Origin of the sequence: Vibrio gazogenes (assembly GCF_023920225.1) — a bacterium.
Classification (GTDB): Bacteria; Pseudomonadota; Gammaproteobacteria; order Enterobacterales; family Vibrionaceae; genus Vibrio; species Vibrio gazogenes.
The window spans coordinates 572,781-589,050 of sequence record NZ_CP092588.1 but is presented as its reverse complement, the minus strand read 5'-3'; the positions used below and the strand labels follow the sequence as shown (position 1 = coordinate 589,050).

At 45.2% G+C, this 16,270-nt stretch carries 12 protein-coding genes and 1 pseudogene; 5 read left to right on the top strand and 8 right to left on the bottom strand.

The window, feature by feature from the left end; genetic code table 11:
• Nucleotides 1-183 precede the first annotated feature (183 nt).
• On the top strand, nucleotides 184-750 hold the full coding sequence (locus MKS89_RS18215; protein ID WP_072959760.1) for a PhnA domain-containing protein: 567 nt from the start codon (nucleotides 184-186) through the stop codon (nucleotides 748-750).
• 88 nt (nucleotides 751-838) lie between these two features.
• Here MKS89_RS18215 and MKS89_RS18210 read toward each other — a convergent pair whose 3' ends face one another.
• Both MKS89_RS18210 and MKS89_RS18205 read right to left on the bottom strand, forming a co-directional pair.
• Complete coding sequence (locus tag MKS89_RS18210) at nucleotides 839-2,101, bottom strand: OmpA family protein (RefSeq protein WP_072959763.1); 1,263 nt, start codon at nucleotides 2,099-2,101, stop codon at nucleotides 839-841.
• 584 nt (nucleotides 2,102-2,685) lie between these two features.
• A complete protein-coding gene (locus MKS89_RS18205) occupies nucleotides 2,686-4,413 on the bottom strand; it encodes a bifunctional metallophosphatase/5'-nucleotidase (RefSeq protein WP_072959765.1) in 1,728 nt (575 codons plus the stop codon).
• Between the two features lie 197 nt (nucleotides 4,414-4,610).
• Between MKS89_RS18205 and MKS89_RS18200 the strand changes: the two genes are divergently transcribed.
• Nucleotides 4,611-6,245, top strand: coding sequence for an ATP-dependent endonuclease (locus tag MKS89_RS18200; RefSeq protein WP_072959768.1), 1,635 nt, complete (start codon nucleotides 4,611-4,613; stop codon nucleotides 6,243-6,245).
• 43 nt (nucleotides 6,246-6,288) lie between these two features.
• Here MKS89_RS18200 and MKS89_RS18195 read toward each other — a convergent pair whose 3' ends face one another.
• A complete protein-coding gene (locus MKS89_RS18195; RefSeq protein ID WP_072959771.1) occupies nucleotides 6,289-7,194 on the bottom strand; it encodes a LysR substrate-binding domain-containing protein in 906 nt (301 codons plus the stop codon).
• A 189-nt stretch (nucleotides 7,195-7,383) separates the two neighbouring features.
• On the opposite strand from MKS89_RS18195, the pseudogene focA reads away from it, so the two are divergent.
• A pseudogene (gene focA, locus MKS89_RS18190) lies at nucleotides 7,384-8,268 on the top strand (formate transporter FocA); the annotation flags it as partial.
• A gap of 132 nt (nucleotides 8,269-8,400) precedes the next feature.
• Here focA and MKS89_RS18185 read toward each other — a convergent pair.
• Together MKS89_RS18185 and MKS89_RS18180 are read right to left on the bottom strand one after the other, a co-directional pair.
• Nucleotides 8,401-8,970 carry a YceI family protein gene (locus tag MKS89_RS18185; RefSeq protein ID WP_072959775.1) on the bottom strand — a complete coding sequence of 190 codons (570 nt, stop codon included), beginning with the start codon at nucleotides 8,968-8,970 and terminating at the stop codon, nucleotides 8,401-8,403.
• Nucleotides 8,967-9,509 carry a cytochrome b gene (locus MKS89_RS18180; protein WP_021019305.1) on the bottom strand — a complete coding sequence of 181 codons (543 nt, stop codon included), beginning with the start codon at nucleotides 9,507-9,509 and terminating at the stop codon, nucleotides 8,967-8,969. The genes MKS89_RS18185 and MKS89_RS18180 overlap by 4 nt, the downstream gene beginning before the upstream one ends.
• Before the next feature lie 394 nt (nucleotides 9,510-9,903).
• Between MKS89_RS18180 and MKS89_RS18175 the strand changes: the two genes are divergently transcribed.
• Both MKS89_RS18175 and MKS89_RS18170 read left to right on the top strand, forming a co-directional pair.
• Nucleotides 9,904-10,539 carry a hypothetical protein gene (locus MKS89_RS18175; RefSeq protein WP_072959778.1) on the top strand — a complete coding sequence of 212 codons (636 nt, stop codon included), beginning with the start codon at nucleotides 9,904-9,906 and terminating at the stop codon, nucleotides 10,537-10,539.
• A 383-nt stretch (nucleotides 10,540-10,922) separates the two neighbouring features.
• Nucleotides 10,923-12,359 carry a glyceraldehyde-3-phosphate dehydrogenase gene (locus MKS89_RS18170; RefSeq protein WP_072959781.1) on the top strand — a complete coding sequence of 479 codons (1,437 nt, stop codon included), beginning with the start codon at nucleotides 10,923-10,925 and terminating at the stop codon, nucleotides 12,357-12,359.
• A 167-nt stretch (nucleotides 12,360-12,526) separates the two neighbouring features.
• Here MKS89_RS18170 and MKS89_RS18165 read toward each other — a convergent pair whose 3' ends face one another.
• Genes MKS89_RS18165 through MKS89_RS18155 form a run of 3 tightly spaced genes read right to left on the bottom strand, consistent with a single transcriptional unit; the run spans nucleotide 12,527 to nucleotide 16,263 of the window.
• Entirely contained in the window at nucleotides 12,527-14,137 is a 1,611-nt protein-coding gene (locus MKS89_RS18165; protein WP_072959784.1) for an ABC transporter ATP-binding protein, read from the bottom strand.
• Complete coding sequence (locus tag MKS89_RS18160; protein WP_072959786.1) at nucleotides 14,134-15,177, bottom strand: ABC transporter permease; 1,044 nt, start codon at nucleotides 15,175-15,177, stop codon at nucleotides 14,134-14,136. Before MKS89_RS18160 ends, MKS89_RS18165 begins: the two co-directional genes overlap by 4 nt.
• Nucleotides 15,178-16,263 carry a microcin C ABC transporter permease YejB gene (locus MKS89_RS18155; protein ID WP_072959789.1) on the bottom strand — a complete coding sequence of 362 codons (1,086 nt, stop codon included), beginning with the start codon at nucleotides 16,261-16,263 and terminating at the stop codon, nucleotides 15,178-15,180.
• Nucleotides 16,264-16,270 lie beyond the last annotated feature (7 nt).

Here is a 16,270-nt window from a genome sequence, read left to right as displayed (position 1 = left end):
ATCATGATAAGCATAGCCGACGCCAGCAAACGATATTCATATGTATGAATTTGGGTATCTCATTGATACAGTTATTTTCCTCCGCCATTGTTGCTGAAACATCATCTTGATGGATAAAAAACTTTAAATTGTTGCCACGAAGTGGATAATACGCCCTTATTCTTTTTACAGGAGTCCAATCATATGGCAACAGAATCAGCGCTGCTTGAACGTTGTGAATCAAAATGTGAACTTTGTTCCTCTACCGCTCAGCTTCAACCATTTGTTGTTGCACCTCATACACAAATTACAGTCGATCATGCAGTGATGCTCTGTGACACCTGTAAGAGCCAAATTGAGAACCCGGAAACGGCTGATTCGAACCACTGGCGTTGTCTGAACGACAGTATGTGGAATCAAACACCAGCCGTGCAAGTCGTGGCATGGCGTCAACTAAAGCGTTTATCAGAATCTGAAGCTTGGGCTCATGATCTGCTGGATATGATGTATCTGGAAGAAGATGTTGCTAACTGGGCACTGATCGGCATGGATGATGATGCGGAGAAACCGCGCGACGTCAATGGTGTCGAACTTAAAAAAGGTGACGACGTCACTATTATTAAAGACTTACCGATCAAAGGCTCTTCTCAAGTCATTAAGCAAGGGACGGTCGTTCGTGGCATCAGCCTGAGCGATGATCCGAAGCTGGTTTCAGGAAAAGCAAACGGTCAGTCGATGTATATTATCGCCGAGTATACCCGTAAAAAATAAAGCGAATCCGATACAATAAAAAACCCCGGCGCCATTCTCTGACACCGGGGTTTTTCTTTACCTTTTCTCTTGACTCAGGACAGAAGAATTACTGCTTCAAGTTCAATTTGATAATCACTCTCCGGTCTGATTTCTTATCCCGCCCATCTTGTCGGGATAACTCACCGCGAATGACCAATTTATCACTCAACCACTGTCCGTATGGCTGTAACATCTCACTTTCAAACAAGACATTAGACACCGCTAACGCTCTTTTCACAGACAGATCATAGTTATACTTGTAAGCATCCAGATCATCTCTTGAACCTTTCCATTCCTGACTGGATAATCCGATCACTTCCAGAGATTGAATCTGTTCCGGATACTGTGAAAGGACATCAAATAATGGATTCAGTATGGACGTAATCGCGGTTTCAAACCGAGGTGAGACGGTGTACTCTCCGACTTTAAAATAACCATACGAGCCAAAGTTCAACACCATGTGGTGATAATCAAATGAAGCCTTATTCTGTTTAAACGCATCCGAACTATTCGCTTGAATCGCTGCAATAAGACGATTCAAGTCATGATTCAAATGAGATTTTTCGGTATAAAAAGCATCCGACGGTAACACAAAGTCGACCGACACACGTTTATCCGCCAGTCTCAGAAGGCTTCGGTTCCCTGCCCCTGTAAAAATAACATCAACATTATCAATTTTACTGAAGTTGCCATCAATATTCGTCACTTGATAGTCACTCAGATCATTTTTACTGATAATGTTATTCACAACCGGAACATACTGATTATTGATATAAAGAGAGACATGGTTGTCCCTGACACCAATATTTTCCATCGCGGTATACAAGGTATATTTAAATAATCCGGGTATTACCATAAAAGGTGTTAATAAAATAAATAGCGTCACCAGACTATTAAAAATATTTTTCTCTTTATGATTGAGATACATCTTACAGGCGATGCCACAATACAACAGCGGTGTAAACATCAAGAGGGTTGCAAACCAGTCTGAATCTCTGACCGTCGCATACTGACAAAGAATATAAATCAGTGGAATCAACCAAACCAATCCCAAGAAAGAGATCGAACCGATATGATGGTCTTTGATGAAGTTTTTGAGCATCCCGCCAAATACCATGCCACGCAGATGTTTCTCTTTCTTGGTCATCGACAACGTTTTAAAGACAAACGATGGCAGCCGAAACAGAAAAATCAGTGCATTGATCAATGATAAAGACGAGATCGAAAATAAAAAGATGAATAATGTGGCTAAGAATCCGAACGAGAGAAAGACGAAGCCAATGAATACCCCGTCACCTAACGTGAGACCTTGAGGATAGAACCCAATCATTGAGCAATATATCAGTATTATTACGGTACCAAGGAAAAAACCGACCTTAGAAATAACCGAGATAGATTCACTTATTTTTTGTGTAGTCATTATGATTATATACCTAGCAAAGATATGAAAAACAACCAACTGATCTTAAAGCGCTCACTTATTTAGGCAAGCAGAATTAATAAGATATTGACTATTTCTGGATGTTTTTTTCGGAGATTTTGCAGAATACTAATCAAAATGAGATATCGATTCCAAACTTGTAGGCGGTTATTTTAATCATACGCGATGGTCTGACAGGAAAATAATCAAGCGTCATTGCTCAAAACGGGAAGCACCATATTAAAAGCAGCTATTCTTCAATTTCAATAGCTGCTTAATAGCATTTATTCATGTGAATGAGCAACTGATTTAAACAACCGAATAGGGTAGAAAATAAACCAGTAAGGACCAGATACTTATCCAACTGGCAACCACCAGCGCATCAAACCAATCTTTATGCCGCATATTTCCTCCTCACCGATGAGGTTATTTCAACACCATCAAACAAGCAAAGACAATGCCAGAATGATGTTCAGCACATGAAACGGATGAAACTAGCTGATAAATTGTGCTTCGACAGTGGCTTCAAGCCATTCAGGTTTATCTTCAAACATCTCAATCAGAGCATCGGCCATTGAGATATTCGAAACAATACCGGGCTGAACCATACCAAGGATGGCTTCATATCCTTCTTTTCCTTTCATCGTATAAGCCGATGATGTTCCACAATAAACCGTTGAATCATCAACAGATGTCCAGTGACCATTTTGATAAATCTTCAAGGCCTGAATCCGATCTCCCGGCGGCATGTCAGCCTGATAGTGAAAATCAAGACCATAACAATAAGGATAACTTCCCGTACCGGTACTGTCTGCCCGATAACCCAACGCATTGTCAATCGCACCGGCCAATAGACCCCTGAGAGTCGCACCGGTGACGTAATACACGCCGATAGGAATGGCAAATGGCAATAATTGACCGGCAATATCGGCAACCGTCAGGACACCACTCGATAAAGAGCAACGCACGCCTCCGGCATTATGCACCGCAAACTGAACCGGATACCCTCGTTTACCCATCGCATAATGAAATGACCGGGCGACTAACGGTGCGATTTCACTTCCGCCATTTTTCCCGGGGATCCGGGTGTGAAATAAGGGTTGTGCCAAATGAATCACTGCTTTGGTTTGCTGTTGACGTACTATCGGCAGGTAATTCCGGTTCAATATATCCTGAATTTGCGGATCTTTGCGGCAAACATACACCATCGGGTGTTGTTCCAGATAATCACAGGCATGTTGATGCCGCCAGTCACTGCCAGGAGACTGTCTGGCCGCATCGACAAACAGACGCCGACCAATTAACAATTCATTTTTGCCCTGAAAACGCACCACGTTGCCTGCGGCATCAAAATCTATATGACAGTGCCCCAGCGCCAAGGCATGGCATCCGGCCTGCACAATATGAGTTTCTCCGACTTTGATCCCGTACGGGTCGGCCGTCTCCAGCCCAATATCCGAGAAGTCACCTTGTAAAACATGGCTATGCCCGCCAATAATCAAACTGATGCCGCTGACCGCTTCGGCAAGTTGTTTGTCTATTTCATACCCAAGGTGACTCAGTAAAATAATCTTATTGATGCCACTATGTTGAATTGCATTTACTGTCCGACGGGCAACCGCCAATGCGGCGACAAACGGCGTATCCGCATCCGGATTTGAGATATCATTCATCCGATCCAGCGAAAGCCCAAAGATCGCCACAGCATCTTGCTCATATTCCCGCACCAACCATTGGGCAGTTTGCTGCTGAACATCATATCGGTACACATTAGTTTGATCAGACAATCGATATGGTTTATCCGGCCGCTCCTGACTCAGATCCCAGTTGCCCGCTAAAAGCGGAAAATTAATATTTCGCACAAACCGAGCGACCGGTTCATTGCCCAGATCCAGCTCATGATTACCCAACACCATCGCGTCTACCCCCAATGCATTCAACAAAGTGGCATTCGCTTCTCCTTTAAACAGGGAGAAATAGAGGGTGCCCTGAAAACAGTCTCCGCCATGCAGTAATAAAAAAGGACGATCACGATTTTGGGCCTCATCCTTCAGTTGACTGACGCGCGTTGCGATTCGGGCGAATCCCCCCGCACTGACATACGGTGAAATCTCATCCTGATGCACGGTCATTTCAAGCTGCAATGATGAAGGCTCAAAGTATGAATGAGTGTCGTTTAAGTGCGCGATTGTGATGGACAGTGGCTGGTGATGGTGATGCATAGACTCAAGCATTTCCCTTTGTATCATGGATAGAAAAGCATGACAGATTCATCTCCGTTTGTGAAATAGAGTTCAAACTTTTTTCATCTTTCAAGCGGTCACATCACCGATATTCATCATCTGTGATGTAAGTAACTCGTATTTCTGGCTTTTTATATTATTCTTACCCTAAGAGCCATCTCTCTGGGAAGATGCCTATGCATTTAGAGCGAGTCGAAGTATCCGGTTTCCGAGGAATCCGTCGTTTATCGCTGAGTTTAGAAGCGCTCACCACTTTAATCGGAGAAAATACTTGGGGAAAGTCTTCCCTGCTGGACGCACTCAGTATTGCCCTTCCACCTGACGGTAGTCTGTATCATTTTTCACTTCAGGACTTTCATGTCAATTACGCGGTGTCTCAACCACAGACCCAACATCTACAAATTGTGCTCTGTTTTATCACAACTGAAAAAAATGAGCCGAAATCCGGACGATATCGTAGACTGAAGCCAATCTGGCAACCCGCGCCCCGGGGATTCAGTCGGATTATTTATCGAATCAGTGGTACCAGAGAACACGATCGCATCACAACCGTCCACCACTTTCTTGATCAGGATGGCGAACCGCTCAGATTGCACCATTCAGAAAAACTCGCCCAAGAGTTAAGCAGCCTTCATCCCGTCCTGCGTCTCAGGGACTCACGACATTTCGAAGACGCTACCAATGGCAACAATCACAGTAAGAACGCCAGAATAGAGAAAAGAATCGACAACACCTGTCGCCGTTTGCTGGCAACCCCCGGACTCGTGAATAAAGGGGAGATAAAAAGCAGCCTCAATTCAATGAATTCATTGGTTGAACACTATTTCTCATTCAAAAGTCGGAGTAAAAAGAAACCGATGTTTGAGAGAACCAGTCTGGTGTATGCCTCACCGACATCAGAAAAAACGTTCATTCAATATATTGAAGAAACTAAAAATCGTCAGAGTCGTTTGTTATTAATGCGCTTGCTGAACACTTATCTACAAGCCAAAGGCCCGACCGATCTCCGCCGATGTGCCCGGCCAATTCTCATTATTGAAGATCCGGAAGGCCGCTTACACCCGACACATTTAGCACGGGCCTGGACGATTTTACAATTGTTACCAATGCAAAAAATTCTCACAACGAACAGTGGGGAGCTGCTCGCGGCGGTGCCACTCTATTCAATCAGGCGATTGGTCAGAATGACAGACCGGACCAAAGCAATGTCTGTCCCGGAAAAAATGTTGTCTCAGGACGATCTGCGTCGTATCGGTTTTCATATACGCTTCCATCGTTCCAGCGCATTATTCGCCCGCTGCTGGCTATTGGTCGAGGGGGAAACCGAGGTCTGGCTGTTCAGTGAACTGGCTCGCCAATGTGGTTATGATTTGATGGCTGAAGGGATACAAATCATCGAATTTGCTCAATCCGGTCTCAAATCATTGATTAAAGTCGCCAAAGCATTCGGTATCGACTGGCATGTGGTCACTGACGGAGATTCAGCCGGTAAGAAATATGCAGCCACCGTCCACGCACAACTGGGACATGATCAGATCTTACACCGGCTGACCGAACTCCCCGACCGCGATATCGAACACTTCTTATATAACCACGGCTTCGAGTTTTTCTTTAAAGATATGCTTAGAATTCCACACGACCACCCAATTCCCGCAAAGAAAGTGGTCGTTCGGGTACTCAAGAAATATGCAAAACCTGATTTAGCCCTCGCAATTGTTTCTTATTGTGAGCAACGCGGTGTCGCCTGTATTCCGAAGCTCCTCAGACAAACGCTGAAACGGATTGTCACAATGGCAAATGGCAATACCTAACGTCAACAAACGCGGCTGCCGCGCCGGGCAGCAAAGCGTCTGTTTATCGCAGAAGAGACCGGCCTTCGACCATGTTCAGGCCGGTTGCTCTGATACAGTCGATTAATGGATGTTCACCTACATTGGCTCGCCAGATAAAAGACAAACTCCGATCCATCTTTAATTCAGGTACATTCAAGGCAACTAACTGGTTTGCTTCAATTAACGGTTTGACTTCGAGATACGGCAAGCAGGTCAAATAATCTGAATGTGCTGTCAGGCTGCACAGGAGCGGTACAAAATCGTACTCACGCCAGACGTCCAACTGAGCAACATAAGGATGGATAGCACTTTCAAACACCATCCGGGTCCCCGATCCGGGTTCTCTTAACACCCAGCGTGCTTGCGCAAGTAACTCGAAACTGACCGAAGGTAGGCTCGCATACGGATGATCGGGAGCGGCAACAATCATCAGTTGATCACTACACCAAATCTCCTGACAGAGTCGGTGATCATCACAACGCCCTTCGATAATACCTAAATCACTGCGGTAATTCAGAACATCTTCAATGACATTATGTGAACTTTTGACACTGACTTTGATCCGCACATCGGGGTAACGATGATCCAACAGACTGATCAGTTCCGGAAGTAAATGTTCGGCTGGTGTCTGACTGGCACACAGCGTCAGATCACCACTGATCCGCTGTAAATCAAAAAAACCGGTCTCAATTTGTCGGGCATCTTGCAGCAAACGCCTTGCACGTGGACGCAGCCATTCTCCCCAGTGAGTCAGTCGCATCTGTTTACCCTGTCGCTCGAATAATGAGCGCCCCAGGATTTTTTCCAGTTGTGACAAAGACATACTGGTTGCAGACTGTGTCAGAGACAAGTAATCCGCAGCCTGACTGACACTGCCGTATTCAGCAATCGCGTCAAAGACAGCGATCTGTTTTAATGTATATCTCACCGATTTACCTATCGTTATTGAGTCTCCACTACAACTTCATTTTACGGTGCTTCCGGCAACTATCAATCAAATTGATAGTTATATTCAGAATTACCGATTTACCGTATGGTGTAAAATTAGGTACTCTACGCACAGGAATGTGCTGTAGCACACAATTTAAACGCTTTGAGTTATATCTGGAGAGCCCATATGGCGAACAACACCGATTACTTAACGCCTGCTGAAATGATGGTTGAAGCAGAACATTACGCGCAGAGTAAAACCAAGAAATCAACAGGGACGATTTTAGGACTCGGGATGATGGCTGGCCTGTTTATCGGGCTTGCATTTGTATTTTATATCACAGTCACAACAGGCTCTGCTGATATCCCTTGGGGGTTGGCGAAACTGGCCGGTGGTATCGCTTTCAGTCTGGGACTGATTCTGGTTGTCATATGTGGCGGAGAACTTTTTACCAGTTCTGTACTCACGATTCTTGCCCGGGCAAATCGACAAGTGAATACCACACAGATGCTAACGATCTGGGGTAAAGTTTATCTGGGTAACTTTTTAGGTGCGATGTTACTGGTGGTATTAGTGATGGCTGCGGGTTTATACGGTAGCGCTCACGGACAATGGGGCCTCAATGTTCTGAATGTTGCCCAACACAAACTCCACCACACTTTTATTCAAGCTTTTACCCTCGGCATTTTGTGTAACCTGTTAGTCTGTCTTGCCGTTTGGTTAACATTCAGTTCAAAAAATGCAGCAACCAAAGCCATGATGACTATTTTACCTGTCGCCCTGTTCGTTTCTTCAGGTTTTGAACACTGTGTTGCCAACATGTTTATGGTGCCATTAGGCATTGCGATTCAGACATTCGCTCCGGATACGTTCTGGCACGCTATCGGTATCGATGCCAGTCAATATGCTGATCTGACGATTTCTCATTTTGTGTTTGCCAACCTGATCCCAGTGACTCTGGGCAATATTGTCGGTGGCGCTTTCCTTGTCGGTTTAGGTAACTGGTTTGTCTTCAGCCGTCCGAATCAACCAAAAACAGACACCATGCCGCAAGTTGACGCACTTAAAAGTGATGCCTAGTCGTTTATGAACGTGCGAATCGATGATTGAATCATCGATAATTGAACACTTGATCAAAAAAGCCTCTCGGATGAGAGGCTTTTGTTTATCTATCGTAACGTTATCTGTCATAACGAAAATGACTTACTTTTTAATCCCTTCAACATAAAGCTGCATATCGACGGTTTCAACCATATCCATTGCTTTGATACCAAAGTCAGATAACTGTAGTGTCGTCGTCCCTTCAAAACCAGCACGCTCGCCTCCCCATGGATCAGGGCCTGCGCCGATGAGTTCTGCATCGATACTGATTGGCTTCGTTTGTCCATGCAGCGTCAAATTACCATTGATCGTAAATTCACCATCGCCCTGATCATCAATACTGGTGCTTTTGAACGTTGCTGTTGAATATTTACCTGCGTCAATAAATTCCCCGCCACGAAGGTGCTTATCTCGCTCTGCGTGGTTTGAATCCAGAGACGTTGTATCAACCTTAACCTCAACCTTTGATGCCTTGATATCCTGCGGATCATAAGAGAATGTGCCGTCAAAACGATTGAAGCGTCCCTGAATATAGCTGTACCCCAGATGGCTCACGGTAAAGTTAATCGACGCGTGACCGCCTTCTGTGTCGATAACATAATCGGCAGCAGTTGCACCAAAAGATAAAGTTGTCGTTAGTGCCAACCCTGTTGCTAGTAATGTCTTTCTCATGATTTAGATGCTCCTATCATTTTTCGTAACGTATCATCTTTGGAAATAAAGTGATGTTGTAGGGCTGCCAAGACATGCAGTACAACCATAATGATCAATGTCCAAGCTGCGATTTCGTGAACAACCCCAGCCAGATCCGCCTGCCCTTCAAACAGTGCGCCAGCGCCGGGAATGGTAAACCAATTAAATACATCAATGCCTCGGCCATCTTCTGTAGAAATCAGATAACCGGAGATAAAAATGATAAATAAATCAAGATACATCGTATGATGAACAGCTTTCGATGCAATTTTCTCAAAACGAGACCCTGTCACTTTTGGTGAGACGGTTGAGGCCTTCCAAATCACTCGGAAAATAGTCAAAAGTGCCAAAAGTATCCCGACAGATTTATGTAAAAAAGGTGCCTCGTGATACCAAGTGCTGTAGTAAGACAGATCAACCATCCAAATACCAACAGCAAACATACCCACAATCACAATTGCCGATAGCCAGTGTATGCACCTAGCGACAAGATTATAGTTTTTAACATCAGTGCTCATATTGCCCTTCCTGACGGTCTATTTGCCCATAACAATGCTTTCCAAATAGAAAACCATTGTTGCTCCAATAGTATTTATAGTAGAAATTGGTATATCCTCACTTTCTTTAATAAGTATTTCTTATAAATATTTCATCGAACACCTCAATAAATTGATGAACTCATTCTAATTTATTGAACCATACGCATTTCAATGCAATACATTTCAATGAGTATTGTCGATTAACCCTATTTTATTCGGTGCTCCCTCGCCCAAATTAGTCAATTGAAATGCGCCGAAAACATCACAAAAACTTAATATTTTTAGTCGAATAGCGCCCCGGAAAGCATAAAAAAAGTCGAGTTCGGTATAAAATATGCTACGCTGAGTTTTGTGCTTACAAGGAGTGTTAATCTTGTTATTGGATATCCTGATTCAAAGTGTCAATGAGTTTCAATCTGACTGTCTAAAGTTATGTGAAAAACATTATCCGACAATTCATAATCAGGGAATGACTGAACATCACCTTGCCAAAGCATTTTCCAGACGACTCGCCCGCACACTCATTGAATTCGGCCATTCTTGTGAATATATGCCGATCGATCTGCATGTTCACCATGAACTTCCCCATCATTTTCGTGTGACCTCAGAAATAGGCACCGTGTGGATTTTAACGCATCATCTTGTCAGTGCCGGAAAGACATGCCGGGAAAAACTTGTTCAAGATATTACCCTTTGGAAAGAAGAATATGCTTATGCAATTCAACCCTCAGATCTGCTACTGCTGCTGGCAGATCACTGGATTTCGCGTCGAGCCACCAGCCGGGAATTACTCTATTGGTGGATGGGGCAGTTACCGGACGAGCTCGCCGAGTACAATGCCCAAGGCATCACTCTGCATGAAAGTGACTCACGATTAAGCCAACATTTAGAAACCTGTCATGCGGTTTCACCTTGTTATATTAAGTATGGTCACCCGCTCAGACGCTCCAAAGATCAGCAATTGGTGCGTAAATACATTCAGCTGTACGCTGTGTTGCAATGGGCCTGACGTCGATACTCATCCGACGCTGCTAATCCTCTCTTTCCTCCCCCAAAAAGCACACAAGCAACTCATCAAATGAATTTTGCCGATGCATCGTTTTGAATCCACACAGCATTGCAACTCACTTTCCCATCCGATATGCATCAATTTTTTGCCATTCAAAAAACTAATTTATTCTCTATTTGCAGTAAAATATGTCGTTTTATTTTTACTAGGAAAATAAAACAACTCAGATTAAAATCGCCCCCCATAAAAATCCATAACAACAGCCATCCCTTGCAACAGACAATTGTTGGGAATAGACAATCTCTGGTCACAGGTGATGACTGAATTCATACCTCAGGTATGAACTTAAGCTCAACGTAAACAAAATAAAAGGTCCCTGAATCATGAGCCCAGAGAAACATCAACTCGACTGGCACGCTGGCCAAACGATCGCGGAATCCATGTCTCCCCTTATCGGGCAGCTATACCGGAGCCGCGGGGTTGAAATCATTTTATTCGGTAAAACGCTGATCAACGCAGCAACGATTGAAATTATTAAAACACATCGAATCGCCCGTCGCTATATTGGTTCTCCCCTCGATTTACAACAAACACTCCCTATTTTACAACAACTTGCAGCGCTCGAACTCAGTCCGAGCCGTATCGATATCGGCCAACTCGCTCATCGATACTGGCAAACCCACAATGATGAATCGGGTCTGAAGGACTATTTACAAACATCACTGCACGATGCTTTGAATAGCACACCTAAAGCCGCCCAAAAAGATGTCGTGCTTTATGGATTCGGGCGAATTGGTCGTTTACTGGCACGCCTGCTGATCGAAAAAAGTGGCCCCGGTTATCCGTTACGTTTACGGGCGATTGTGGTGCGCGGTGGAAAAGACGGAGATTTGGAGAAACGAGCCAGCTTATTACGTCGTGACTCGGTTCATGGCCTGTTCAACGGCAGTATTACCGTTGATCATGAGCGTAAAGCGATCATTGCCAATGGCAACTATATTCAGGTGATTTATGCCAACCAGCCTCAAGACATCGACTATACCGATTATGGGATTCATGATGCACTCATTGTCGATAATACGGGGGTCTGGCGTGATCAAGAAGGTTTAAGTCAGCATTTGCAATGTCAAGGCACAGCCAAAGTACTTCTGACAGCGCCGGGCAAAGGTGAGATGAAGAATATTGTTTTCGGGGTCAACGAATCGACGATTCAGCCTGATGACATCATCATTTCTGCTGCAAGCTGTACAACCAATGCCATTACGCCGGTATTAAAAGCCGTTCATGAACAGTATGGGATTTTATCGGGTCACATTGAAACCGTTCATTCATTTACCAACGATCAAAACTTGATTGATAACTTTCACCCTGGTGAACGTCGTGGAAGAAGTGCTTCACTCAATATGGTTCTGACTTCAACCGGTGCGGCTAAAGCGGTTGCAAAAGCACTACCGGAACTTGCCGGGAAACTCACGGGTAATGCGATCCGAGTGCCAACCCCGAACGTATCGATGGCCGTTGCCAATCTGAATCTGGCAGTTGAGACTGACAAAGAAACACTGAATCACTACTTGCGAGATATCGCGCTGAATTCACCGCTGGCACCACAAATTGATTACACCGAATCCACTGAAATTGTTTCAACGGATTTAGTCGGTTCGCGCTATGCCGGAGTCATCGATGGTGCAGCAACAATTGCTCAGGATTCTCGCTGTGTCTTGTATATCTGGTATGACAATGAATTTGGCTACAGTGGTCAGGTGATTCACTGTATGGAACAGATGATGGGCGTTCGTTACAAAACGTATCCGGCTCAATAACCAGTTTCGTCTCCACAACATAACAATAATAACCAATCGATGCCGTCAGTTTATCGATATCTCTTCTGCGTATCCCGACGACATTGATCATGCACCTGAGTGCTTGCCGTTTTCTCAATCAAAGCGGCTTTTTTTTGCCCGCTATTCAACACAGCGATGTTCACATCTCATGAGAATGAGGATAAAGCGACCAGCTCTTGGGTGTATTCATGTTGCGGGTCGGTAAAGAGTGTTTCTGTTTCTCCCTGTTCAATTATTTTCCCCTGACGCATCACAATGGTGTAATGACACAAGGACTTCACTACATTCAGATCATGACTGATAAATAAGTAAGTTAAACCGTGCTTTTCCTGCAACATTTTTAGCAAATCCAACACCTGCGCCTGAACGGTTCGGTCAAGCGAGGATGTCGGTTCATCCAGTAGAATAAACCGAGGTTGTAAGATCAATGCCCGAGCGATCGCAATCCGCTGCCGTTGACCACCGGAAAACTCATTGGGATAACGGTAACGACTGTGTGGTTCAAGTCCGACTTCGCGCATCACGTCGCAAATTTGCTGATCGATCTCTGCATCACTCAAGCGCTGATGGACTCGCAACCCTTCACCAATCACCTGAGCGACGGACATTCTTGGGTTGAGTGCCGAGAATGGGTCTTGAAATACCACTTGCATCTGGTGACGGAAAGGCAACATTCCCTGACGATCCAGTGACTGTAATTCAGTCTCCCGAAAGCGAATCGAACCCTCGGAATGAAGTAATTTGAGAATGGCTAGTCCGGTCGTTGACTTGCCGGAGCCACTCTCTCCGACTAAGCCAATTGAGTGACCTTCACGCAGATTGAACTGCATATCCGTGACCGCTTTCACATGACTGATCGTGCGCTTCAGTAAGCCGCCTTTCAGCGCAAACCAAACTTTCAAATCTTGAACCTGAAGCAATGTTGGCGCGTGCTCGGAAACGGCAACCGGTTTTCCTCTGGGCTCGGCATGAATTAACTGATGGGTATAAGGGTGTTGCGGCGCGGTAAACAACTGTTGTGCTTCACTGGTTTCAACCAGACGTCCCTGTTGCATCACGGCAACCCGATCAGCGATCCGCCGGACAATACTCAGATCATGCGTAATGAACAGCATGGCCATTCCCAGCTCTTGTTGGAGCGCTTTCAATAGGTCAAGGATCTGGGCTTGCACCGATACATCCAATGCGGTGGTCGGCTCATCGGCAATCAACAGTTCCGGCTCATTGATCAATGCCATCGCAATCATCACCCGCTGGCGCTCACCACCTGAAAGTTCATGCGGATAAGCATTAATTTTCGTTGCCGGTTCACGAATGCCAACCTTTTCTAACCAGTTCAATGCTATCGCTTCAGCTTGACGAGTTCGGGTTCCCCGATGAATCGTCAGTGTTTCTACCAACTGTCTGCCAACTTTATGGAGCGGGTTCAGTGACACCATCGGTTCTTGAAAAATCATGCCGATCCGTCCGCCGCGGATCCCGCGTAATTGACGGGCAGAACAGGTTAACGTATTGACGCCGTCAAAAAGGATTTCACCTTCGCAGTAGTGTGCCACATGAAGTGGCAGCAACTTCAGAATCGCATTGGCTGTCACCGACTTTCCGGAGCCACTTTCGCCGACCAGTGCAAGCGTTTCCCCCTTACGGATAGAGAAACTGACCTGATGCGTCACTTGTTCAATACGCTCTTGTTCGGCATGATCTTGACGACGAAAGCCAATCGACAGGTTCTTTAAACTCAATACATCCTGACTCATGTGCGTTTCCCGTATTGATGTGGATCGAATGCATCTCGCACAGCTTCACCGATAAACACCAGCAAAGTCAGCATCAACGATAAAACCACAAAAGCGGATATCCCTAACCAAGGCGCTTGAAGATTCGCTTTTCCTTGTGCCAGCAGTTCTCCGAGTGACGGTGACCCGACCGGCAGACCGAACCCCAGAAAATCCAGTGACGTTAATGTCGTCACCGAACCGGAAAGGATAAATGGCATCATGGTCAATGATGCCACCATCGCATTCGGCAACATATGGCGTCGCATAATTTGATGATCGGAGACCCCCATCGCCTGTGCTGCTCTGACATAATCAAAATTACGACACCGCAAAAATTCAGCCCGTACAACACCAACCAGACTCATCCAACTGAACAACACCATAATCCCCAGTAACCACCAGAAATTCGGTTCAACAAAACTAGACAGAATAATGAGCAAGAACAACGTTGGCATGCCTGACCAAACTTCAATAAAACGCTGGCCGAATAGATCAATCCATCCGCCGTAATAACCCTGAATCGCGCCAACCCCAACACCAATCACAGAAGAAACCAGCGTGAGTACAAACCCAAATAAGACCGAAATACGGAACCCATAGATAATCCGGGCTAAAACATCCCGTCCCTTATCGTCTGTTCCGAGCCAGTTAACCGCATCCGGCGACGACGGAACGCTGCCACTGTCAATATTAAAATTGATGGTATCGTAGCTAAATCGAATCAATGGCCAGACAATCATGCCTTTTTCGCGAATCAATCCATCAACATACGGATCGGTATAATCGGCTTCCGTCGGAAACTCGCCACCAAACTGAGTTTCAGGGTACACATACATGATCGGGAAATACCAATGATGGTCATAGGAGATGAAAAGTGGCTTATCATTAGCAATGAATTCAGCAAACAAACTGATCAGAAACAGGAGACTGAAAGCCCAAAGTGACCAGTAACCCCGTTTGCTTTTTTTGAAGCGTTGCCAGCGCTCGGCATTCATTGGGTTCATCTTAATCAACGCCATTCAACGGGCCTCAAAATCAATACGCGGGTCAACCCAGGTATACGTCAAGTCTGAAATAATGCCCAACACTAACCCCAACAAAGTCATAATATAAAGAGAACTGAATACCACCGGATAATCCCGCTGGATTGTCGATTCAAACCCCAGTAAGCCAATGCCGTTGAGTGAGAACATGACTTCAATCAACATAGAACCGGTAAAGAAAATACTGATAAACGCACTGGGAAAACCGGCAATAATAATCAACATCGCATTCCGAAACACATGCTGATACAGAATACTGCGCTCATCCAACCCTTTTGCCCGAGCCGTGACCACATACTGTTTATTAATCTCATCGAGAAATGAGTTCTTCGTCAGCATGGTCAATGTCGCAAATCCACCGATCACCATCGCCAGAATCGGCAAAGTCAAATGCCAAAAGTAATCACCAATTTGCTGATACCATGTCAGTTGTTCAAAATTGTCCGAGACCAGCCCGCGCAGTGGAAACCAGTCGAAATAGTTGCCACTGGCAAAGACAATGATCAACAGAATCGCAAACAGAAAACCGGGGATCGCATAACCGATAATAATCATGGCACTGGACCAAAGATCAAAGCGGGAACCATGGCGGATCGCTTTCATAATCCCAAGCGGGATCGAAATGAGGTAGATAATTAAGGTACTCCACAAGCCCAACGAGATAGAAACCGGCAACCGCTCCTTGATCAGTGTGATGACATCTCCACCTTTGAACAGGCTTTGGCCAAAGTTGAACGTGGCATAGTTTTTTAGCATCTCGACATACCGCTCCAACAGCGGCTTATCAAAGCCGAACTGCCGTCGAATCTCGGCAACCACTTCGGGATCGAGCCCTCTTGAGCCTTTATATCCTGAGTGCTCTGCTTTTTCGTCTGAAAGAGAGGCATCATGATGACCACCTGTGAGCCGATCCATCACCCCTGAACCGAGTCCCTGCATTTGCGCAATCGCCTGCTCCACAGGCCCACCGGGTGCAATTTGGATAATAAAAAAATTAATCGTAATAATTGCCCACAACGTCGGGATCACTAACAACAACCGACGGAATATATATGCAGCCATAATTCCC